Below are 21,328 nucleotides of genomic sequence, written 5' to 3' on the forward strand. Positions count from 1 at the left end.
AATACGGGGGGATTGGTTCAGTATAGGCAAGGCGCGGCAACCTGCCGCAGGACGGTCTGCCGAACTAATCGTGTACTGTTTCAAGATTTATCTGGAACAATCCACCGGTTTTTTGCGAACATAGCCACTCCCAGCGTGACCCTCCGCGACCAATCGGTCGCGGAGCGACGCTTTTAGTCTGATGTTCACCGGCCTGCTGCTTCATGTAGTATGCCTCGGCGCGGACTACAAAACGTCGTTACGATGTCTGCCAAGGCGCCTGTGAAAATACGCCAACCGCCCGCCAGCCTTTCTGGCGAGCCGCACCCAGCCGCTCTCGTGAGTGGTGAGAGCATGTACTGGTGCCGTGTTTAGAGAAGCGCTACAGGCTTAATACAGAAGAGCGAAAGCGAAATAGCTGAGCAAAGGTGAGGCAAGCAATGACTGGATACGTTCAAGTCGGTGGCCTTCAGGTCGCCAAGGCCCTGTACGACTTCGTCAACAACGAAGCGATCCCTGGAACCGGCGTCAAGGCCGATGCGTTCTGGGCCGGGGCAGAAAAGATCATCAACGACCTCGCCCCAAAGAACAAAGCCCTGCTCGCCAAGCGCGACGAGCTGCAAGCCAAGATCGACGCCTGGCACCAGGCACGCAAAGGCCAGGCACACGACGCCGTCGCCTATAAAAGCTTCCTTCAGGAAATCGGCTATCTGCTGCCACAAGCCGACGATTTCCAGGCCACCACCCAGAACGTGGACGAAGAGATCGCCCACATGGCCGGCCCACAGCTGGTCGTGCCGGTGATGAACGCCCGCTTTGCCCTGAACGCCGCCAACGCCCGCTGGGGCTCGCTGTACGACGCACTGTACGGCACCGATGCCATCAGCGATGAAGGCGGCGCCGAAAAAGGCCAGGGCTACAACAAGGTCCGTGGCAACAAGGTCATCGCCTTCGCCCGCGCCTTCCTCGACGAAGCCGCGCCGCTGGCCGCTGGCTCGCACGTCGACTCCACCGCTTACCGCATCGAAGGCGGCAAGCTGGTCGTTGCCCTCAAGGGCGGCAGCAACAGCGGCCTGCGTGACGACGCCCAGCTGATCGGCTTCCACGGCGATGCCGCCGCGCCAACCGCCGTGCTGCTCAAGCACAATGGCCTGCACTTCGAAATCCAGGTCGATGCCAGCACCCCGGTCGGCAGCACCGACGCCGCCGGTGTCAAAGACATCCTGATGGAATCGGCGCTGACCACCATCATGGACTGTGAAGACTCGGTCGCTGCCGTCGATGCCGACGACAAGGTCATCGTCTACCGCAACTGGCTGGGCCTGATGAAAGGCGACCTGGCCGAGAGCGTCAGCAAAGGCGGCAAGACTTTCACCCGCACCATGAACCCGGACCGCGAGTACGCAGCGCCCAATGGCGGCACCGTGACCCTTCACGGTCGTTCGCTGCTGTTCGTGCGCAACGTGGGCCACCTGATGACCAACCCGGCAATTCTCGATGCCCAAGGCAACGAGATTCCCGAAGGCATCCAGGACGGGCTGTTCACCAACCTGATCGCCCTGCACAACCTCAACGGCAACACCAGCCGCAAGAACACCCGTACCGGTAGCGTCTACATCGTCAAACCGAAGATGCACGGCCCTGAAGAAGTGGCGTTCGCCGCCGAGATCTTCAGCCGCGTCGAAGACCTGCTGGGCATGCCGCGCAACACCGTCAAGGTCGGCATCATGGACGAGGAGCGCCGTACCACGGTCAACCTCAAGGCCTGCATCAAGTCGGCAGCCGAGCGTGTGGTGTTCATCAACACTGGCTTCCTCGACCGAACCGGTGACGAAATCCACACCTCGATGGAGGCCGGCGCCGTGGTGCGCAAGGGCGCCATGAAGAACGAAAAGTGGATCGGTGCCTACGAGAACAACAACGTCGACGTCGGCCTTGCCACCGGCCTGCAAGGGCGTGCGCAGATCGGCAAAGGCATGTGGGCCATGCCGGACCTGATGGCTGCCATGCTCGAGCAGAAGATCGCTCACCCGCTGGCCGGTGCCAACACCGCCTGGGTACCGTCGCCGACCGCCGCCACCCTGCACGCCCTGCACTACCATAAAGTCGACGTGCAGGCGCGTCAGCGCGAGCTGGCCAGCCGCGCCCCGGCCTCGGTCGACGACATCCTGACCATCCCGCTGGCAGCTGACACCAACTGGTCGGCCGAAGAGATCCGCAACGAGCTGGACAACAACGCCCAGGGCATCCTCGGCTATGTGGTTCGCTGGATCGACCAGGGCGTGGGTTGCTCCAAAGTGCCGGACATCAACGATGTGGGCCTGATGGAAGACCGCGCTACCCTGCGTATCTCGGCCCAGCTGCTGGCCAACTGGCTGCGCCATGGCGTGGTTACCCAGGAGCAGGTGCTGGAAAGCCTCCAGCGCATGGCCGCCGTGGTCGACAAGCAGAACGCCGGTGACGCCCTGTACCGCCCGATGGCGCCGAACTTCGACGACAACGTGGCATTCCAGGCTGCAGTGGAACTGGTAATCGAGGGTGCCAAGCAACCGAACGGTTATACCGAGCCGGTACTGCACCGTCGCCGCCGCGAGTTCAAGGCGCGTAACGGGCTGTAAGACACCGGGGCCGCTCCATCAGTTACAGGAGGATCGCATTCCCCTGTAGGAGCGGCCTTGTGTCGCGAAAGGGCTGCAAAGCAGCCCCAATCCCGCTCACTCAAGCTTCAATTCTTTCTTCACCAACCCCAGCAGTTTCCCCAGATCCACCGGCTTCAGCAAAAAATCCACCACCCCCAGGTGCATCACATCCACCGCCTCCTTCACATCGGTGTCGCCTGACACCACGATGATCGACAACGCCGCCCGTTCCGACTCACGAATCTGCCGGATAAGCTCCAGGCCATCCTTGGGCTGCATGCGCAGGTCGGTGATCATCAGGGCGATGCGCGGTTCGTAATGCAGTTTGAACATCGCCTCCTGAGCACCATCGGCCTGCATGCAGTCGATCCCCCTGCTCTTCAGGTAAAGGCACAGGGCCTCACTGTTCACCGGGTTGTCATCAACCACCAATACCACCGGCCTGGGCGCAACAGGTGCACTCAACCCGGCCAGTGCCTCACGTTCGGCGTCACTCAGGATGTCGTCATGCTCAACCATGGTCGTCTCATCAAATAGTCTTGCTCACCGGTAAGACCGCAGCTTGCGATATTGATCACACTACGCTCATAGACTTACGTCCAATGGGCACCGCACGGCCGTCAGCCGACCATGGGGACCGAGAACAACAAGGCCGCACCTATATATAGATATATATAGTTCGGCGTAGCGATACGGTCAGTGTCATGAGCAAAAACGACGCCTACAGCCAGGCGGGCAGAACTGCCGTTCTGCAGAACATTCAGGGCACCCTGCAGTTTTTGCAGCGTTTCCCGCCGTTCAACCAAATGGAACACAGCCACCTGGCGTTCCTGGTGGAACAGTGCCAGTTGCGTTTCTACGCCAGCGGGGAAAGCATCATCAAACCCGCTGACGGCCCGGTGGAGCACTTCTACATCGTCAAACAGGGGCGCGTGATCGGTGAGCGCCAGCACCTGGTCAAGCCCGGCGTGGAAACCACCTTCGAGATCACCAGCGGCGAGTGCTTCCCGCTGGCCGCCCTGCTCGGCGAGCGCGCTACCCGCACCGAGCACCTGGCGGGCGAGGACACGTTCTGCCTGCAATTGAACAAAGCCGCCTTCATCCGTGTGTTTTCCCTGTCGGATGTGTTTCGGGATTTTGCGCTGCGCGGTGTCAGCAGCCTGCTTGACCAGGTCAACCAGCAGGTGCGCCAACGAGCGGTGGAAACACTCGGCACCCAATACTCACTGAACACCCCGCTGGGTGAACTGGCCATGCGTCACCCGGTGGTCTGCACCCCGGACACGCCGCTGCGCGACGCCGTGCGGTCGATGCACGACCAGCAGGTCGGCAGCATCGTGGTGGTCGATGCGCAGCGTTACCCGGTGGGCATCTTCACCCTGCGTGACCTGCGCCAAGTGGTGGCTACTGTCGATGCCGACCTCGGTGCCGCCATCGAACGGCACATGACCGTCAAACCCTTCTACCTCAGCCCGCAGGCCAGCGCCTTCGACGCGGCCATGGCCATGACCGAGCGACACATTGCCCATGTTTGCCTGGTGGACAACCAGCGCCTGTGCGGCGTGGTCTCGGAGCGCGACCTGTTTTCCCTGCAACGGGTCGACCTCGTGCACCTGGCCCGTACCATCCGCCATGCACCGCGCCTGGACTCGCTGGTGGCGCTGCGTGGCGAGATCGGCCAGCTGGTGGAGCGCATGCTCGCCCACGGCGCCTCCTCGACCCAGATTACCCAGATCATCACCCTGCTCAACGACCACACTGTCTGCCGGGTAATCGAACTGGCTCTGGCCGAACGCGGCGACCCTGGGGTGCCGTTCAGCTGGCTGTGCTTTGGCAGCGAAGGGCGCCGTGAACAGACCCTGCATACCGACCAGGACAACGGCATCCTGTTCGAGGCAGCTGACAGCAGCGAAGCCGAAGCCATTCGCGCCCGCCTGCTACCTCTGGCCCACTACATCAACCAATGCCTGGCCCAATGCGGCTTCACCCTGTGCAAGGGTAACGTCATGGCAGGCAACCCCGAGCTGTGCCTGTCGCGCACTGAATGGGCACGGCGCTTCGCCGGCTTCATCCGTGAAGCCAGCCCAGAGAACCTGCTCGGCTCGAGCATCTATTTCGACCTGCGTGTGGTCTGGGGCGACGAACAGGGTTGCGAACAGCTGCGCCAAAGCATGCTGGAACAAGTAGCCGAGAACCGCATTTTCCAGCGCATGATGGCCGATAACGCCTTGCGTCAGCGGCCTCCGGTAGGCCGCCTGCGCGAATTCGTCCTGACCCGCCAAGGCAACGACAAGGCCGCTACCCTGGACCTCAAGGTCCAGGGCCTGACACCCTTCGTCGATGGTGCGCGGCTGCTGGCCCTGGCCAATGGCATCGGCGCCTGCAACACCTTGGAGCGCCTGCGCCAGCTGGTCGACAAAGGCGTTATCGAGGCGCTCGACGGCGCGGCCTACGAAGAGGCCTACCATTTCATCCAGCAAACGCGCATGCAGCAGCACCAGCGCCAGACCCGCGACAATCAGCCGTACTCCAACCGCCTCGATCCGGACAGCCTCAACCATCTGGACCGGCGCATCCTGCGTGAGTCCCTGCGCCAGGCGCAGCGCCTGCAAAGCAGCCTGGCCCTGCGGTACCAGCTATGAGCCTGTTCGCCTGGCTGCGCCCTGCCGCGCCGGCCCTGGACGGTGCACTGCATCAACGCCTGTCGCGCCTGCCAAAACCCGCACCGCTGGGCGTGTGCTCGCTGCGTGAGCAGCGCTGGGTGGTGCTGGACCTTGAGACCAGCGGTCTGAACCCCAACCGCGACCAGGTGCTGTCGATCGGTGCCGTAGCCATCGAAGACGGCGCCATCGACTTCTCCCAGCAGTTCGAGCGTACCCTGCACCGCCCGGCCCAGAAAACCAACGCCAGTGTACTCATCCATGGCCTGGGCCCGAGCGCCCTGGCCGCAGGCAGCGACCCGGCCGAGGCGTTGCTCGACCTGCTCGAGTTCATCGGTGACAGCCCGGTGCTGGCGTTCCATGCACCGTTCGACCAGCGCATGCTGGCTCGGGCATTGAAAGAAACCCTTGGGCATCGCCTGCAACAGCCCTTCCTCGATGTTGCTGAACTGGCGCCCATGCTCAACCCTGACACGGTACTGCGCGAAGCAGGGCTGGATGACTGGGTGGCGCGCTTCGGGCTGCAGGTGGATGAGCGCCACCACGCCAGCGCCGATGCCCAAGTCACCGCTGAACTGGCGTTGATCCTGTTCAGCCAGGCCCGTCGCCAGCAGCTGGACAGCCCATTGCAGCTGGAGCAGCGCTTGCGCGGGTGGCGGCGGCGCAATGTGCAGGGGCATGGGCTTTAGAAACATACCCTTTGAAGGGGCTGCACCTGTGATATCGGGCACCGCGCCCACCATGACAGTGGCAACCCGATAAGCGTCCATTGCGCCGCGCCCCCCGCCTCTGCAACAATCGCGAATAATTATCGTTAGTTAACGCATTCGTTCCGGGGGGGACACTGCTTGTCTTCTGCTCAGAGCCCACACGCCGAACTGGTCGGTGCGCTGTACCGCGACCATCGCAGCTGGCTGCTTGCCTGGCTGCAACGCAGCATGGCCTGCCGCCAGCGTGCCGAAGACCTGAGCCAGGACACCTTCGTGCGCCTGCTCGGGCGCGAACAACTGGACACCCCCCGTGAGCCGCGCGCTTTCCTGGCCGCAGTGGCCAAGGGGCTGATGTTCGACCACTTTCGCCGCGCAGCCCTGGAGCAGGCCTACCTGGCCGAACTGGCCCGCTTGCCGGAAGCCGAGCAGCCCTCCCCGGAACTCCAGCACCTGATCCTCGAAGACCTCAAGGCCATCGACCGCCTGCTCGGCAAGCTGTCGAGCAAGGCACGCACGGCGTTCCTGCACAATCGCCTGGACGGCATGAGCCACGCCGAAATCGCCGAGCGCCTGGGCGTATCGGTATCGCGGGTGCGCCAGTACATCGCCCAAGGCATGCGCCAGTGCTATGTGGCCCTGTATGGGGAGCCGACGTGAACAACTCACCGGTTTCTGCCGGGGTCCTTGAAGCTGCCATCGCCTGGAAACTGAGCCTGGACGACGGTACCGGTACGCCCGACGAACGCAGCGAGTTCATGCGCTGGCATGCCGCCAGCGAGGAACACGCTCGCGCCTGGCGCCAGTTGGGCACCCTCGATCAGCGGGTCAGTGCCGCAGCCGGCCCCGCGCGCCAGGCCCTGCAGCAATCGCGCGCAGGGTTGCGCCGGCGGGTGGCCAAGGTGGGCGGCGGCCTGGCTGGCATGTTCCTGCTCGGCTCACTGTTGGCCTGGGTTGGCGCGCCATCGCTATCGGCAAGCTACTGGCTGGCCGATCAGCGCACCGCCACCGGCGAACTGCGGACCCTGCGCCTGGAGGACGGCACGCTGCTGAGCCTGAACACTCATACCGCGGTCGACATCGACTACGAAGGCGAGCAGCGTGTACTGGTGCTGCACCAGGGTGAAATTTCGGTGGAGACCGGCCACCAGGACCCTCGCCCGTTGCTGGTGCGCACCGACGATGGCCGCCTGCGCCCCTTGGGCACGCGCTTTCTGGTGCGTCGCGAAAATAACGGTACCCGCCTGGAGGTGTTGCAGTCCTCGGTCGCAGCGCAGCCGCTCAACAGTGGCGACGAGCAGGTACTGCGCGAGGGTCAGCAGGTGCTCATGAACGCCAATGGCCTGGGCCGCATCGCACCCGTGCAAGCCGGTGCGGATGCCTGGACCCGCGGCATGCTGGTGGTGGACAACATCCGCCTGGCCGACCTGGTAGCGCAGCTGGGCCAATACCGTAGCGGCCACCTGGGCGTGGCCGATGAAGTGGCCGACCTGCGCGTGACGGGGAGCTTCCCGCTGACCGATACCGACCTGGCCCTCGCTTCGCTGGTCCCCGCGTTGCCGGTGAAGATCGAGCGACATACCCAGTGGTGGTTGAGCGTGGTGCCCAAGTAGCACCAAAGCGCCCCCGTGGGGCCGGCTTGCCGGCGATGAGGCCTAAGCTGGCTGCGTACAAATACAAACCATTTCCACTTTTTTTCCAGATACCCCTGTCACTTCTGAAATCTCGCTCGGCAAGGAAGCAATTAGCACTTATCCGTCGAGGAACCGCTGCATGTCCCGTGCCGTTGATCGTATCCTGCGCCCCAGCCTGATGGCCTTGGCCATCGCCCTGGCTGCCCCGTTGGCCAGCCCTGCCCTGTTCGCCGCCGAGCAGTCCGCACAGCGTGCCTACGACCTGCCCAGCGCCCCGCTGGCCACCACCCTGAACCAGATCGCCAGCCAGTCGGGCATCGCCCTGGCCATTGACCCGGCACTGGTCAGCGGCCGAAACTCGGCGCCGGTCAACGGCCAGTACGACGGCCTCGGCGCCCTGCAGGCCGCCCTGCTCGGTACCGGCCTGCAGCTGCAGCAGAGCACTGTCGGCAGCTACAGCCTGGTGGCTGTTCCTGATGGCACTCTGGCGTTGCCCGAGACCGCGATCAATGCCAATGCATCGTACGAAAGCGCCTGGGGCCCGGTTGAGGGCTACCTGGCCAAACGCAGCGCCGCGGGCACCAAGACAGATACCGCGCTGGTCGAAATTCCTCGGTCGATCTCCGTCGCCACCCGTCAGCAGATGAGCGACCGCGGCGTCCACAGCCTGGATGATGCGGTGCGCTACATGCCCGGCATCGTTTCGGCCAGTTTCGGCAGCGACACGCGCTATGACTGGATGCGCGTGAGGGGCTTCGAACCGACTCAGTTCCTCGACGGCCTGCCGCTGCCCCGTGGCGTTTACGCTAACCCGAAAGCCGAAACCTGGAACCTGGACCGCCTCGCATTACTGCGTGGCCCGGCATCCTCACTCTATGGCCAGACCCCACCCGGCGGCCTGCTGGACATGGTCAGCCGCCGTCCGCAGGCCGAAAGCGCTAACGAAATCGAAGTGCAGTACGGCAGCGACAACCACCGCCAGATCAACTTCGCCAGCACCGGCAAAATCGATGACCAAGGGCAGTTCCTGTACGGCGTCAGTGGCGTGATTCGCGATGGCGGAACGCAGATCGACCATATAGACGACAAACGCTACAACATTGCCCCAAGCCTGACCTGGAACATCGACGACGACACGTCACTGACCCTGCTGACCCAGTTCACCCGCGACGATACAGGCGCTACCAGCCAGTTCCGCCCCATCCAGGGCACCAAGATCGACATGCCATTCGGTAAGATCTCCCACCACAAAAACCTGGGGGATCCGGACTACGAGTTCTACGACCGTACCTACTACGCGCTGGGCTACGCCTTCGAGCACCGGATCAACGATGTGTGGCAGTTCCGCCAGAACCTTCGCTATACCAAGACTGACCTGTCCTTTCAGACCATCACCCCTGGCAGCTACAACACAACCAATCCTCCGGTGCAGGACGACGGTACCGTCAGCCGTATGTCCACCAACACCGATGAAGACATCAGCCAATTCGCAGTGGATAACAACTTTCAGGCTGACTTCACCACTGGGGACATCAGCCACACCCTGCTGATCGGCCTGGACCACCAACGCGTCAACACCAACTACCTGTCGATCTTCGGCTTCAACGTGCCTGACAGCAACGTCATCAACCCGGTCTACGGGCTGCCAATCACACGCCCGGATCGCTCCACGGCGTTCTATGACTACAACCAGAAAACCCGCCAGACCGGCCTGTATGTTCAGGACCAGATGGCGTTGGGCAACTGGCGCCTGACGCTGGGCGGTCGTGAAGACTGGGTGCATACCAGCACCAGGTTCCTGAACCAGGGCGATGCCACCAACACCCAGAGAGACAAGAAATTCAGCGGCAACGCGGCCATCAGCTACGTCTTCGACTCGGGCTTCGTGCCTTACCTTTCGTATGCCGAGTCGTTCCAGCCGGTCAGCAATGCTGCCGCATCCGCCACGGAGTCTTTCAAGCCGACCGAAGGCAAGCAGTGGGAGCTGGGCATCAAATACCAGCCACCGGGCTCCAACACCCTGTTGTCCGCAGCCGTGTATGACCTGACCCAGAAAAACGTCTCGGTCACCAACAACGAGGGCGGTGTGACCGTCACTAGCCAGACCGGCGAAGTGAAGGTTCGTGGCCTGGAGTTGGAAGCCGTCTCCGACGTCACCGAAAACCTGAAGGTGACTGCGGCCTACACCTTGGCCAAATCCGAAGTGCAGGACGGCATCTACAAAGGTAACCGCCTGCAGCTGATGCCTAACCAGCAGGCCTCGCTGTGGGCCGATTACACCTGGCACACCGGCGTGCTCGACGGCTTCGGCATCGGCGCCGGCGCGCGCTACACCGGAAATACCTATGGCGACCAGGGCAACACCTGGCTGGGCAAGGCCGATGCGTACACCGTGTTCGATGCCTCCGTGCACTACGACCTGGGGCGCCTGAGCACCAGCTTGAAGGGCGCATCGGTAGCGGTCAACGCGACCAACGTGTTCAACAAGGACTACATCTCCACCTGTGACAGTTTCTACTGCTACTACGGTGACGAGCGCAGCGTCGTCGCCAGCGCCAGCTACAAGTTCTGAGTACCCAGGGGCCGCTAAGCGGCCCCCATGAGAAATTTCGGTACCGTGATGAAAAGCCAAACCATCCGCCGCTGGTCCGTGATTCACACCTGGAGCAGCCTGGTCTGCACCCTGTTCCTGCTGTTGCTGGCCCTCACCGGCCTGCCGCTGATCTTCCACCACGAAATCGAACACCTGCTCGGTGACGCACCAAAGCTGCGCGAGATGCCTGCAGGCACCCCACACCTGGACCTGCAACAGCTGGTGCTCAAGGCCGAGCAGCATCGTCCCGGCGAGGTGATGCAGTACTTCGGCTATGACGAAGACGAACGCAACGGCGTGGTGGCGATCACCGCTGCCACTGCCGGCACCGAACCCAATTCGTCACACACCTTCATGCTCGACGCCCGCACCGGCGAAGCCGTCGCCATGCCGGCCGCCAACGGCGGTTTCATGATGATCATGCTGCGCCTGCACGTCGACATGTTCGCCGGGCTGCCCGGCAAGCTGCTGCTGGCGTTCATGGGTGTGCTGTTCGTTATCGCGATCATCTCCGGCACAGTGCTCTACGCACCGTTCATGCGCCGCCTGCAATTCGCCACGGTGCGCCACGAAAAATCCCGCCGCCTGCGCTGGCTCGACCTGCACAACCTGATCGGGGTGGTGACACTGGCCTGGGCGCTGACCGTCGGTGTAACCGGGGTCATCAGCGCCCTGTCCGACCTGGTCATCGCCGCCTGGCGCAACGACAGCCTGGCCGCAATGGTCGCGCCCTACCGTGACGCCCCGCCACTCACCGAGCGTGCACCGGCCAGCCGCCTGCTGGACATCGCCGAGCAGGCCGCACCCGGCATGCGCCCGGACTTCATCGCCTTCCCCGGCACGCGGTTCTCCAGCGAGCACCACTACGCCGTGTTCATGAAAGGCGCCACCCACCTGACATCGCACCTGCTCACGCCCGTGCTGATCGATGCGCGCAGCCTGCAGGTGACGGCAGTGGGCGAACGCCCCTGGTACATGGACGCCATGGGCCTCTCGCAGCCACTGCACTTTGGCGATTACGGCGGGCGCCCGATGCAGATCCTCTGGGCAGTGCTCGATGTGTTGACCATCATCGTGCTCGGCAGCGGCCTTTACCTATGGTGGGGCAAACAGCGCAAACCCCGGGAGGCGCGGGCATGAGCCACAAATCGCAACCGACCCTGCGCATCTTTACCTGGCCGGCCGCCATCGGCCTGCTCGGTGCCGCCGGCCTGTTTGCCGCCTTGCTGGGTGACGGTGCGTGGGATGCCCTGGCCTGGCTGGGCCTGGGCGTGCCCGTCATCCTCAGCCTGCGCGGGTTGTGCCGGCGATAACCGGCTACCGCTTCGGTCCTTGCCCTGGGCCCTACCGTTGCGCCTCCCTGACCGAAGGAGCGCAACATGCTACCGCTGGAACGTATCGAATTCGTCGACCAACAGATCATCGCCCTGCTGGCACAATTGCCAAGCCCCGACCGGCCGGGACTCACCCGTCAGCAGCTACAAGGCGAACTGGCTGAATACTGGGCAGCCTGCGACCCCCAGGGCCGCTCGCGCAGGGTCCGCCTGTGCGATCTGCGCCGCGCCCTGATGCATGCCGAGTTGACCCTGCGCCAGGGCGACCGGACCTTGCCCGCCCCCCAGGCCGATGCCCTGAGCCTGTGCCTGGACCTGCCCAACGCCTGGCAACGCCGGCCCCAAGCGATGGCCACACGTGCCCAGGTGTACCGCCTGGTCCTCAGCCGTAGCCAGCCCCACAGCCGAGCGGTGCTGCCAGGCATGTTCGTGGTCATCACCGGTAACGACGAGGCTGCCGAACTCACCCCGGAGCATGCCCGCGGGCCAGCGTTGCTGTGCGGCCTGACCCAAGGCATCGAAGCCTACGCCTCGCTGGCCGGCTTGCACCTTGAGCTGTGCGAGCGCCTCGACGACCCGCTGCAGGGCCCGCCACTGCTGCGCCTGCTGGTCGATGCCGAACGTATAGAGAACGCCGCCAAGGCCGACCGCCTGCGCTACGAATGGTATGCCGATGACCCGGTGCAAGCCCAGGTCGACACCCTGATCGAAGCGCAGCGCCTGCGTGTCAACCACGCCTGGGCAAGCGCCCATGGCGCCCTGGCACCCGCCGCCGAGGCGCTGCACAATGCCCTGTCACTGGAAGCCGAAGTCGGCAAACAAGCGTTGCTCGACACGCGCTACGGCCTGCTGCTGGAAAAAAACCTGCCCAACTGGTTGAGCACGGCAGGGCCCCAGGCGCTTACGCACATCATGCAGACCATGCAACAACTGGTCGCCGCCGGCAATCGCATCGCCGCGCCAGGCATCCTCACCCTGGCGCAGTTCCGCGAGCAGCGCAGCTTGCAGGGCTGGGCCCGCGCGCGCGTAGAGGAACGCCTGCGCCACGATCATGGCCTGCGCTACGCAGCCGCCGACATCATGGTACATGTGGTGCACAGCCGTCAGGCAGGTCCGCAGCTGAACCCCTTCAACCCATCGAGCTACGTCACCTGGCGAGGTTTCGAGCGCGTCGGTGGGCAGTTGGTCGAGCTGACCCGGGAGAGCTACCCGCTGCACGAGCTGGCATTGCGCAACCTGAACTGGTTCGACTACGACTATTGGCTCACCGCCCGTGTAACACACGGTCACGACAAGCCATTACCCGAAACGCTGAACCCGGCCTACATCAAAGCGATGATCAGGCACCTGAATGTCGGCGGCAGCTATCATGCCTACCTGAAAACCCAGTTGATCGACTCCCCGGTCGGGGGCTGGAGGCTCAATGCCCATGCCCTGATCAACCGAGCCCGCATGCGCGCCGAGGCAGCCAAGGCGCGTTATGCCGGGCACCTTCGCGCCTTGGGTGAACAAGGCTACCGTTGGGTACGGCAGGTACTGGACTACCCGCACAACGCGCTCCGCCCGCCGGTGGACAACCAGCGCATCACCGTGCGCCAATTGACAATCCATGGCCATACCCTGCAAGGCGTTCTGCTGATCAATGCCGAAGGCTCCGGCACAGGCGCTTTCATCCTGTACACACCGGACGCACCCGACCGCCGCGCCTGGCGCGGGCTGAGCAATGCCCGCGAACTGATGCGGTTGCTGCGCAAACAACCCGCCCTGCGCGCCTACGTGGCGAGCCGCCTGCCCCTGCTGGCACCTGTACGCATCGATAAACTACTCAGCAAGGGCCGGCTCGGCACCGCACTGCACACCCCGGCAATTGAGGAAGAGCTGTTCTTCGCCTACTACATGGCAGAGGTGCGAGGCTGGTTGGCAGTGGTCGATGCCCAGAGCCGCACCACCGGGGAGGCAGATCTTCAGCAGGGCATCGATCTGGTATGGCGCCTGCTCGACCTGATCAGCCTGGGGCTGCCTGCCCCTGTACAGGTTCCCCTGGCCCTGGGACGAATGGTGATCGAAACCTGGGATGGTCTGGAAGCCTTCAGCGAGGATGATATCAACGGCGTGCTGACCCATACCTACAACGCCCTGAGCTATGCCAACGACGCCGGTACCAGCGTCGTCAGCACCGGCCTGATGCGCCGGATAATGCGTGGCATGCCAACGCAACCACCGTTGCCACTGCCCTCGCGCTACAGCATCACGCCTGCGCTAGAACACCTGCGCTACGCCATTGACGGTGTACACGGCGAAGGCGTGTTCGAGAAAGCATCAACGTTCGAAGGGCTGACTCAGTATTTCATCCAGGACGCCCACGGCCGGTATTACAAGGTCGCATTCGACGGCCACCGTTGGCGGGTCATCGACCCGACCCAACCGGACGCTTACCTGCAGCAGCCGGTCAAACGCCTGGCCAATGGCAACTGGGTCATCGACTCACCGGTGCTGTGGTACGACGGCTTGCCCGATCTGCCGCAGTTGTTGGCCAGCTGCCGCCTGCAGCCGCCGTTGGCGGGTGAGGCGGTGGGCACGCTGGCAGGGCTGTGTCGGGCAGACGACCAGCTTTATCTGCAAACCCCTGCCGGGCAACTGCCAGTTCGCGCGCACCTGCTCGCCGGGCGCTACCACCTGTTGATTCCGCACGCCCGGGAAGCCGGCGTGGTGCCGTGGGCGATCCTGCGCTGGCAAGACCGGCAGTGGCGCATCCGCGTGCGCCAGGCAGGGCGCAGCAGCGATTGGCTGGCGCTGCCGGATGACTACTCGCCGAGCCGTGGCAACAACCGGTCGAGCCGCTGATGCAAGGCACTGCTGCTCGGCCAGTTGCGCAGCAGCCGCGCCCGATCACGGGCGTAGGCCGGGGCAAAGCTGAGCCCGGTGGCGTGCTGGCACATGGCGTCGAGGTCGATCAATGACCATTGGCCGTCGTGCCAGAACAGGTTGTGGCCCTTGAAGTCGCCATGGCTGATACGCTCGCGGATCAGTTGCTGCATCAGCTCCACCAAGGCATCGACTTGCTCTTCAGGCACCTCGCCGCTTTCCACATAAGGCGCGAAGCACGCGGTCAGGTCCGGGCCATCGACATGTTCAGTGACCAGGTACGCCCGGCTGCGCAGGCCCATGACGCGCTGCTCCAGCACCGCCAACGGGCGCGGCGTGGCGATGCCCAGGAACTCCAGGCGGTGGCCTTCAATCCAGGAGTGCCAGGCCCGGCTCGGGCGCCAGAACCGCTTGAACCAGTGCGCGGTGTTCTTGATGTTGTAGCGCTTGAGTACCAGTGAGCGCCCACCCACCTCGACACGCGCCACGCTGGCCGCGCCCCCTGTCTTGTACAGGTGGCCCTGGTCGATCAGCGTATCGGCCTGTTCCAGTACCGGCAGCATGGCCTGGACTTCGCCACGGCGAATCGCCCGCAAGCCCGAAAGGCTGCGCTCGACGCTGAACAGCGTGCACTCGCGGCCGGCCTTCTCCAGGTAATCCTTGAGGCGCCAGGTGCGCACCTTGTCCACCTGTTTCTGCAACGCTTCCATCGGCAACGCGTGCTCGGCATTGGCCAACAGGTAATGCACCAGCAGCTCTTCGATGAATGGCTCCAGGCGCTTGGGCAACTGAGCGAAGAACACCCCGAGGTTTTCCAGCACACGCGGGCGCGACAGTTGCTGGCCCGGCGTTTCGGCCTTGATGCCGGCGCCATCGATCAGGTACAGCTTGCCGCCGTGGCGCAACAGGTTGTCCAGGTGCAAATCTTCCTGCCAGAGGCCCTTGGCGTGCATCTGCGCCACTGCGGTCAGGGCTTCGCCCAGCACCAGGTGCTGTTCGTCGGCCAGCACCGGCAGGTTCGCCACCTTGTCCCAGGCATCGGCCAGGCTTTCGGCGCCGTCGAGGAACTCGAACAGCAGCCAGCCACCCTCACCTTCCTTGAGCCCGTCGGCAAGCAGCTTTGGCGTTGTCAGGCCCTGTTCGGCCAGCAACTTCACACCCTCCAGCTCACGCTGAAAATGGCGCGCAGCATTGCCGCCTACCAGCAACTTGGCCAACACCGGCGTACCGCGCCACACACCGGCACCGACATAGCGCTGGCCCGGCAATACGCGCAGCAGGCTGAGCAACTGCAGTTCGGCGTCGCCAGCGGCGTCGGCCAAACTTACCGAGAGCGGCAGTGAAGGGCTGCGCCCGGCATCTTTCAATTCAGACAAACGCATCAGCGGGCCTCTTTTTCACGACGGCGTTGCGTCAGGCGTTGCAACCAGGTGCCAACCAGCACGCTGTCGGCCGGCTGGGCAAGATAGGTGGCAAGCAGCGCGCGCACGTTCACCTCGTTCCAGGCGCGGGCACGGCGCAGCAGCGGCTCCAGATCCTTCAGGCGGTCACGCATGCCGAACAACAGCGGCCGGGTCTTCTCCAGGTCGATCAATTGCGCGTCCCAGCCTTCGCGGCGTTGGCGCAGGAAGATGTGCTTGGGGTAGAAGCAGCCGTGCACCTGGCCGGCGCTGTGCAGCGTGCGCGCCAGCTGGCCACAGGCCTGGAGGATGCCGTTGCGCTCAGGGTCACTGAGCTGCGGCCACTGGCCCAGCAGGCTTTCCAGGTCGCTCCAGTCATCCAGGGCACGTGTCAGCAGTATCGCCCGGTGCTGGCCTGCGTGCTTGCGCTCACCGTAAAACACCGCCTGCAGGGCCGGGATATGCAGCTTCTGGTAACGGCTGATGTTGCGGAACTCACGGGCGAAGGTCGGCTCGCCAAATGGGCGATGCAAGGTGCGGGTCAGGTAGTCGCTCTGGCGCTTGAGGTAATACCCTTTGCCTTCGAGCTCCAGGCGATAGACGCTGCTCCAGCCGCCACGGCCGGTATTGGGTTCGTCCACGGCATCGAGTTGCAGCGCCCACAGCGCTTCGAAGTCATTCAGGCCATGGCGTTTGAGCAGCGCGAGGTCCGCGCTGGCCAGGTAATCGGTCATTCCCTTCCCTCGAAGAAGCTCAGTACCTGACGGACCCGGCGCTTGTCGCGCGCATTCAGGCGCTGGCGCCCGCGGTACTGTAAATAGAAGCGCAGGCGCTGGGTCGCCGTCAGGTGGTATTTGGCGACCTTGTCCAGGCATGCCAGGTCCTTGATCAGCCGGTGGCGCCACATGAAGCCGCGCCAGAAGTCACCGGTCGGGCAGTCGATGAAGAATAGCGTGCCCTGGTCATCGACCAACAGGTTGCGCCACTTGAGGTCGTTGTGGGCGAAACGGTGTTCGTGCATGACGCGGGTATGGCGCGCCAGCTGTCGGCTGATGTGGTCGACCCAGGCACGATCAGCCAGGCGCGGATCATTGCGCTCAGCCAGCACCGACAGGTCTTCGGTGCGCGGTAGCTCGCGGGTGATCATCGCGCCGCGGCCAAATGCCAGGCCATTGCGCTCCAGGCCCCAGGCCACAACTTCAGCGGTCGGGATGTCCCATTTGGCGAACTGCTTGAGGTTCTGCCATTCGGCCTTGATGCGCGGCCGGCCCAGGTAACGGCGCATGTGCTTGCCGGCACCGGTGTACCGCTTGACGTAATAGTTGACCCCGCCACGCTCGACGCGGACCACCTCGCTGAGCGGGTCACGGGTCAGGCGTTCACCCTGCAGGGCAAACACCGCATCAAGGCTGCCGAAGTCCGCCGCCAGGTGTTCGTAGCCTGGCGCCAGTGTCCAGCCCGCCATCAGAGTGCGTCCCCATAGCGTTGTTTGCGATCGTAAAGTTTCTGCGCCTTGCGATCGAGCCAGGCCAGCAGCGCGGCCTCCTCGCTGAGGATCTGACGCAGCGGGCGTTGGAAGTAACCGCGCAGGAAACGCAGCTTGTCGCGCCGGGTCAGGCCGATATCCAGCGCCGAGAAGTACAGCGCGGCCAGGTCCTTGTTCCGCCAGCGGCGGCTGATTGTCGCCCGGGTCTGGGCGCGGTGCAGGTCGATTACCGACAATTTGAAGTCTTGCGCCGTCACCGGGCGGTCGGTGTGCAGCAGAAAGTGGCAGATGTAGCAGTCACGGTGGTTGACCCCGGCGCGGTGCATGCCGCCGGTCATCTTCGCCACTTCGGCGATCAGCGCGCGCTTGAGCGCCGGCTCAGGCGGCTGCTTGACCCAGTCAATGCTGAAGTCTTCCAGGCTGATGGTCGGCGCCAGTTCTTCGGTGACGATGAACGAGTGCTGCTTGGCCGGGTTGCTGCCACGCTCGCCATAGGCCACTGCAGTCATGGTCGGCACGCCGACTTCATGCAGGCGCTCGATGGCCCGCCATTCCTGCCCGGCACCCAGCACCGGAAGCTTGGCGGTGAGCAGGTTCTTGAAGATTTCGCCCCAGCCGATGCCACGGTGGATCTTGACGAAGAAACCTTCGCCATCGACCTCGGTGCGCAGCGTGCGGCGGCCTTCCAGCTCTCGGTACACCTCGCCTTGCAGGGCTTCCACGGCATCAAAGGCATCACGCCCGGCCCACAGGCGCTTGAACGGTTCGGCCAGGATCAGCTTCATGCGCTCTCCTGCCCCAGAATCACGTCGGCAGCGTGCTGCGGCATGCTGTAAAGGTCGGCGGTTTCGGCAAAGGCCAGCCCGTTGCGCGACCACTCGGCACGCGCCTCTGGCGCTTCGAGCATGCGCTGCAGGTAGCCGTTGAGCTGTTCCTGCTCGAACGGCTCGTCCAGCACCAGGCCGCTGTCGGCCTCGGCAATGTAATGGGCGTAGCCGCAAACTTTGGAAACCAGCACCGGCAAGCCAGCCACCAGCGCCTCGAGCAACACCGTACCGGTGTTCTCGTTGTAGGCCGGGTGGATCAGCAGGTCGGCACCCAGCAGGAAGCGCGGGATATCACTGCGGCCCTTGAGGAACTGCACCTGTTCGCCCAGGCCCAAAGCTGCGCTCTGCAGCTGGAACACCTTGGGGTCGTCCTGGCCGATGACCATCAGCCGGGTGCGCTTGCGCAGAGACGCTGGCAGCGCGGCCAGGGCCTTGAGGCTGCGGTCGAGGCCCTTGGTCTTGAAGCCCGAGCCGATCTGTACCAGCAGCAGGTCGTCATCGCCCAGGTTGAACTCCTTGCGAAACTCCGCGCGGATCTCGGCGGCATTGGCCGGTGCGCGGCGGTCCTGGGAAATGCCGGGGGGCAACAGGTGAAAGCGCTCGACAGGGGTGCCGTAATGCTTGATGAACAGCGGTTGCTGCACCTCTGAAATCATCAATATCTCAGTGCGCGCATCCTTGGCGAACACAGCCCGCTCGTACTCGGCAAAGTGCCGGTAGCGGCCCCAGCGGCGGTAAAGGCCGCCACGCAAGGTCTGGGCCTTGTCCTCGAAACAGGCGTCGGCCGCGTAATACACGTCCAGGCCCGGCATCTTGTTGAAGCCGATCAACCGGTCTACCGGGCGCTTGGCCAGATCGGCTTCCATCCAGGCAGTGAGTTTTTCGTTGCGACGGTGATTGAACAGCGCCTTGACCGGCGCCACCAGCACTTCGAAACCGGGCGGAATGTCGCCTTCCCAGATCAGCGTGTAGACACGGATCTGGTGGCCCCGCTTCTGGCATTCCAGGGCAATGCGCATGAAATCGCGCTGCAGCCCGCCGAAGGGGAAATATTTGTAAAGCACGAAAGCCAGTTGCATCAACGGACATCCTCAGCCAGCAGCAACGCGCTCAAGCGGCTCGCCACATGCTCTGGATTCAGGCGAGTGAAGCACAATGGCCACTCGCGTTTGAGATCGAACCGGCGCAGGTCGTCGGCGCTCGGTTTGTAGGTGCACTTTTTCTGCAGGCACGGTGCACAGGGGAAATCGCTGGCCTGGTGTACCTGCACACGGCCATAGGCGCCAGTCAGGCCCGGGTTGGTCGGGCCGAACAGCGAAATGGTCGGCACATCCAGCGCTGCGGCCAAGTGGCCCAGCCCTGTGTCCACCGCCACACAGGCCTTTGCCGCCGCCAGCACGCGGGCGACGCCGGCAAGGTTCAATCTGGGGAGCACCTGGCAGTTGTTCAAGCCTTGGGCAATACGCTCGGCGCGGTCTTTCTCGGCCTGGTTGCCCCATGGCAGGCATACCTGCAGCCTGCTGCGGCCCAGCCGCTCAGCCAGCTCTCGCCAGTAGGCCTCGGGCCAGTGCTTGGTCGCCCAGGTAGTGCCGTGCAGAAACACCACATACGGCGCCGCCGGGGGCAGTTGCAGGCGCTCCAGGTCCAGGCCGTAGTTGCCGATGCCTTCGGGCAGGTCATAGGCCAGCGCCATGGCGAACAGCTGGCGCACGCGCTCTACCGCATGCTGGCCGACGGCGACCGAAAGGCGCCGGTCATAGAAGCGGCTGGCCAAGCCTTCACGCGCCGAGTAACGGTCCAGGCCGGCCACCGGCGCCTTGACGTAGCGGGTCAGCCAGGCCGACTTGACCAACCCCTGGGCATCGATCACCAGGTCGTACTTGCGCTCGCGCACGCGTTGCTTGAACGCCTTCCACTCGCCGCTCTTGATGGTCTGCCAGACATTCTTGCGCCAGCGCCGGATGGCCACCGGTATCACCTGGTCGACCGCCGGGTGCCAGCTGGGGATCTCGGCGAAGCCTTCTTCCACCACCCAGTCGAAGCGGATGCCCGGGATCGCATGGGCGGCATCGGTGAGCGCCGGCAGGGTGTGGATCACATCACCCAGCGACGAGGTCTTGATGATCAGTACCCGCACTTACTCGACCTCGGCCACGGTATCGATCAGGTTCGGCCCACCCAGGCTGTGCAGGGCGGCGATGACTTTGCCAGGCTCCAGCAGACGCAGGCAGTTGTAGTGGCCGAAGCGGCAGGTGCGGTCGAAGCATGGGCTGCACTCGATGCCGGTGCGCACGATCTCGACCTGCTCGGCCAACGGCGGGGTAAAGCCCGGCGAAGTCGAACCATAGACGGCAACCAGCGGGCGGTTCAACGCCGCCGCCACGTGCATCAGCCCGGAGTCGTTGGACACCACCGCGTTGGCACAGGACATGAGGTCGATCGCCTCGGCCAGCGAGGTTTCGCCCGCCAGGTTATAAGATTCTTCACGCAGGCCCGGGATCAGCCGGTCGCGGATCTGCTCGCCGACCGGGTGATCGTTCTTCGAGCCGAACAGCCACACCTGCCAGCCCTGGCGAATCATGGCGTCGGCAACGCTGGCGTAGTGCTCTGCCGGCCAGCGCTTGGCTTCACCGAACTCGGCACCTGGGCACAGCGCAAGCACCGGGCGGTCCAGCTCCAGGCCGAACTTGGCCAGCGCGGCCTCACGGCTCGGCGCCTGGATCTGCAGCTCAGGCCGCGGATAAGGCTGCGGCAGCTCGGCACCCGGCGCATAGGCCAGTGCCATGAAGCGCTCGATCATCAGTGGGTAACGCGCCTTGTCCAGCTTGCGCACATCGTTGAGCAGGCCGAAGCGCATTTCGCCACGCCAGCCGGTGCGTTTGGGAATGCCGGCAAAGAACGGCACCAACGCCGACTTCAGCGAGTTGGGCAGCAGGAACGCCTGGTCGTACTGGCCGGCCAGGGACTTGCCGATGCGCCGGCGCGTAGCCAGTTCCAGCGCGCCATGGCCGAGCGGGAAGCTCAAGGCCTGACGCACTTGGGGCATGCGCTCAAGGATCGGCCGGCTCCACTCGGGTGCCAGCACATCGATCACGCAGTCGGGGTGCTGCTGTTTCAGGCACTGGAACAAGGTTTGCGCCATCACCATGTCGCCGACCCAGCTGGGGCCAATGATCAGTATTCTCATGCTTAGTCCAGAAAAAC

At 64.1% G+C, this 21,328-nt stretch carries 17 protein-coding genes; 9 read left to right on the plus strand and 8 right to left on the minus strand.

The features are described from left to right. Positions 1 to 419 precede the first annotated feature (419 nt). Positions 420 to 2,597 carry a malate synthase G gene (locus tag JOE27_RS14930; RefSeq protein ID WP_115273057.1) on the plus strand — a complete coding sequence of 726 codons (2,178 nt, stop codon included), beginning with the start codon at positions 420 to 422 and terminating at the stop codon, positions 2,595 to 2,597. 96 nt (positions 2,598 to 2,693) lie between these two features. Here the strand turns inward: JOE27_RS14930 and JOE27_RS14935 are convergent, their stop codons facing one another. Next, a complete protein-coding gene (locus JOE27_RS14935; protein WP_012316605.1) occupies positions 2,694 to 3,137 on the minus strand; it encodes a response regulator in 444 nt (147 codons plus the stop codon). 185 nt (positions 3,138 to 3,322) lie between these two features. Here JOE27_RS14935 and JOE27_RS14940 point away from each other — a divergent pair, with 185 nt between their 5' ends. The 8 genes from JOE27_RS14940 to JOE27_RS14975 all read left to right on the plus strand — a co-directional run bounded on the left by JOE27_RS14940 (position 3,323) and on the right by JOE27_RS14975 (position 14,390). Further along, entirely contained in the window at positions 3,323 to 5,260 is a 1,938-nt protein-coding gene (locus tag JOE27_RS14940; protein ID WP_204919093.1) for a putative nucleotidyltransferase substrate binding domain-containing protein, read from the plus strand. Then, entirely contained in the window at positions 5,257 to 5,967 is a 711-nt protein-coding gene (locus JOE27_RS14945; protein WP_119687886.1) for a 3'-5' exonuclease, read from the plus strand. Before JOE27_RS14940 ends, JOE27_RS14945 begins: the two co-directional genes overlap by 4 nt. A gap of 159 nt (positions 5,968 to 6,126) precedes the next feature. Continuing rightward, positions 6,127 to 6,645, plus strand: coding sequence for an RNA polymerase sigma factor (locus tag JOE27_RS14950; RefSeq protein ID WP_115273059.1), 519 nt, complete (start codon positions 6,127 to 6,129; stop codon positions 6,643 to 6,645). Next, a complete protein-coding gene (locus tag JOE27_RS14955) occupies positions 6,642 to 7,598 on the plus strand; it encodes a FecR family protein (protein WP_119687887.1) in 957 nt (318 codons plus the stop codon). Before JOE27_RS14950 ends, JOE27_RS14955 begins: the two co-directional genes overlap by 4 nt. Positions 7,599 to 7,758: 160 nt before the next feature. Beyond that, entirely contained in the window at positions 7,759 to 10,191 is a 2,433-nt protein-coding gene (locus JOE27_RS14960; RefSeq protein ID WP_119687888.1) for a TonB-dependent siderophore receptor, read from the plus strand. A 48-nt stretch (positions 10,192 to 10,239) separates the two neighbouring features. Beyond that, a complete protein-coding gene (locus tag JOE27_RS14965; protein WP_174141950.1) occupies positions 10,240 to 11,352 on the plus strand; it encodes a PepSY-associated TM helix domain-containing protein in 1,113 nt (370 codons plus the stop codon). Continuing rightward, complete coding sequence (locus JOE27_RS14970) at positions 11,349 to 11,525, plus strand: hypothetical protein (protein ID WP_174141951.1); 177 nt, start codon at positions 11,349 to 11,351, stop codon at positions 11,523 to 11,525. The genes JOE27_RS14965 and JOE27_RS14970 overlap by 4 nt, the downstream gene beginning before the upstream one ends. Before the next feature lie 66 nt (positions 11,526 to 11,591). Then, on the plus strand, positions 11,592 to 14,390 hold the full coding sequence (locus JOE27_RS14975; RefSeq protein WP_204919096.1) for a DUF6543 domain-containing protein: 2,799 nt from the start codon (positions 11,592 to 11,594) through the stop codon (positions 14,388 to 14,390). On the opposite strand, the gene JOE27_RS14980 is transcribed toward JOE27_RS14975, so the two are convergent. The 7 genes from JOE27_RS14980 to waaF are packed head-to-tail and all read right to left on the minus strand — an operon-like array spanning position 14,351 to position 21,311. Continuing rightward, positions 14,351 to 15,793 carry a lipopolysaccharide kinase InaA family protein gene (locus JOE27_RS14980; RefSeq protein ID WP_119687891.1) on the minus strand — a complete coding sequence of 481 codons (1,443 nt, stop codon included), beginning with the start codon at positions 15,791 to 15,793 and terminating at the stop codon, positions 14,351 to 14,353. The two genes, JOE27_RS14975 and JOE27_RS14980, sit on opposite strands and share 40 nt — an antisense overlap. Continuing rightward, positions 15,793 to 16,545, minus strand: a complete 753-nt coding sequence (locus JOE27_RS14985) for a lipopolysaccharide kinase InaA family protein (RefSeq protein WP_119687892.1) — start codon at positions 16,543 to 16,545, stop codon at positions 15,793 to 15,795. Before JOE27_RS14985 ends, JOE27_RS14980 begins: the two co-directional genes overlap by 1 nt. Further along, entirely contained in the window at positions 16,542 to 17,276 is a 735-nt protein-coding gene (locus JOE27_RS14990; RefSeq protein ID WP_046787532.1) for a lipopolysaccharide kinase InaA family protein, read from the minus strand. Before JOE27_RS14990 ends, JOE27_RS14985 begins: the two co-directional genes overlap by 4 nt. Continuing rightward, entirely contained in the window at positions 17,276 to 18,082 is an 807-nt protein-coding gene (gene rfaP / locus JOE27_RS14995) for a lipopolysaccharide core heptose(I) kinase RfaP (protein WP_204919100.1), read from the minus strand. Before rfaP ends, JOE27_RS14990 begins: the two co-directional genes overlap by 1 nt. After that, positions 18,079 to 19,203, minus strand: a complete 1,125-nt coding sequence (locus JOE27_RS15000; protein ID WP_046787530.1) for a glycosyltransferase family 4 protein — start codon at positions 19,201 to 19,203, stop codon at positions 18,079 to 18,081. Before JOE27_RS15000 ends, rfaP begins: the two co-directional genes overlap by 4 nt. Then, complete coding sequence (waaC, locus tag JOE27_RS15005) at positions 19,203 to 20,261, minus strand: lipopolysaccharide heptosyltransferase I (protein WP_046787529.1); 1,059 nt, start codon at positions 20,259 to 20,261, stop codon at positions 19,203 to 19,205. The genes JOE27_RS15000 and waaC overlap by 1 nt, the downstream gene beginning before the upstream one ends. Next, a complete protein-coding gene (waaF, locus tag JOE27_RS15010; RefSeq protein ID WP_119687895.1) occupies positions 20,262 to 21,311 on the minus strand; it encodes a lipopolysaccharide heptosyltransferase II in 1,050 nt (349 codons plus the stop codon). Positions 21,312 to 21,328: the final 17 nt, after the last annotated feature.

This window comes from Pseudomonas sp. M5, assembly GCF_016907075.1.
Taxonomy (GTDB): Bacteria; Pseudomonadota; Gammaproteobacteria; order Pseudomonadales; family Pseudomonadaceae; genus Aquipseudomonas; species Aquipseudomonas putida_E.

Excerpts from the sequence above, each read along its gene's own strand:
- JOE27_RS14930 (WP_115273057.1), top strand. The coding sequence starts at position 420 with ATGACTGGATACGTTCAAGTCGGTGGCCTTCAGGTCGCCAAGGCCCTG.
- JOE27_RS14935 (WP_012316605.1), bottom strand. The coding sequence starts at position 3,137 with ATGGTTGAGCATGACGACATCCTGAGTGACGCCGAACGTGAGGCACTG.
- JOE27_RS14940 (WP_204919093.1), top strand. The coding sequence starts at position 3,323 with ATGAGCAAAAACGACGCCTACAGCCAGGCGGGCAGAACTGCCGTTCTG.
- JOE27_RS14945 (WP_119687886.1), top strand. The coding sequence starts at position 5,257 with ATGAGCCTGTTCGCCTGGCTGCGCCCTGCCGCGCCGGCCCTGGACGGT.
- JOE27_RS14960 (WP_119687888.1), top strand. The coding sequence starts at position 7,759 with ATGTCCCGTGCCGTTGATCGTATCCTGCGCCCCAGCCTGATGGCCTTG.
- JOE27_RS14965 (WP_174141950.1), top strand. The coding sequence starts at position 10,240 with ATGAAAAGCCAAACCATCCGCCGCTGGTCCGTGATTCACACCTGGAGC.
- JOE27_RS14970 (WP_174141951.1), top strand. The coding sequence starts at position 11,349 with ATGAGCCACAAATCGCAACCGACCCTGCGCATCTTTACCTGGCCGGCC.
- JOE27_RS14975 (WP_204919096.1), top strand. The coding sequence starts at position 11,592 with ATGCTACCGCTGGAACGTATCGAATTCGTCGACCAACAGATCATCGCC.
- JOE27_RS14980 (WP_119687891.1), bottom strand. The coding sequence starts at position 15,793 with ATGCGTTTGTCTGAATTGAAAGATGCCGGGCGCAGCCCTTCACTGCCG.
- JOE27_RS14985 (WP_119687892.1), bottom strand. The coding sequence starts at position 16,545 with ATGACCGATTACCTGGCCAGCGCGGACCTCGCGCTGCTCAAACGCCAT.
- JOE27_RS14990 (WP_046787532.1), bottom strand. The coding sequence starts at position 17,276 with ATGGCGGGCTGGACACTGGCGCCAGGCTACGAACACCTGGCGGCGGAC.
- rfaP (WP_204919100.1), bottom strand. The coding sequence starts at position 18,082 with ATGAAGCTGATCCTGGCCGAACCGTTCAAGCGCCTGTGGGCCGGGCGT.
- JOE27_RS15000 (WP_046787530.1), bottom strand. The coding sequence starts at position 19,203 with ATGCAACTGGCTTTCGTGCTTTACAAATATTTCCCCTTCGGCGGGCTG.
- waaF (WP_119687895.1), bottom strand. The coding sequence starts at position 21,311 with ATGAGAATACTGATCATTGGCCCCAGCTGGGTCGGCGACATGGTGATG.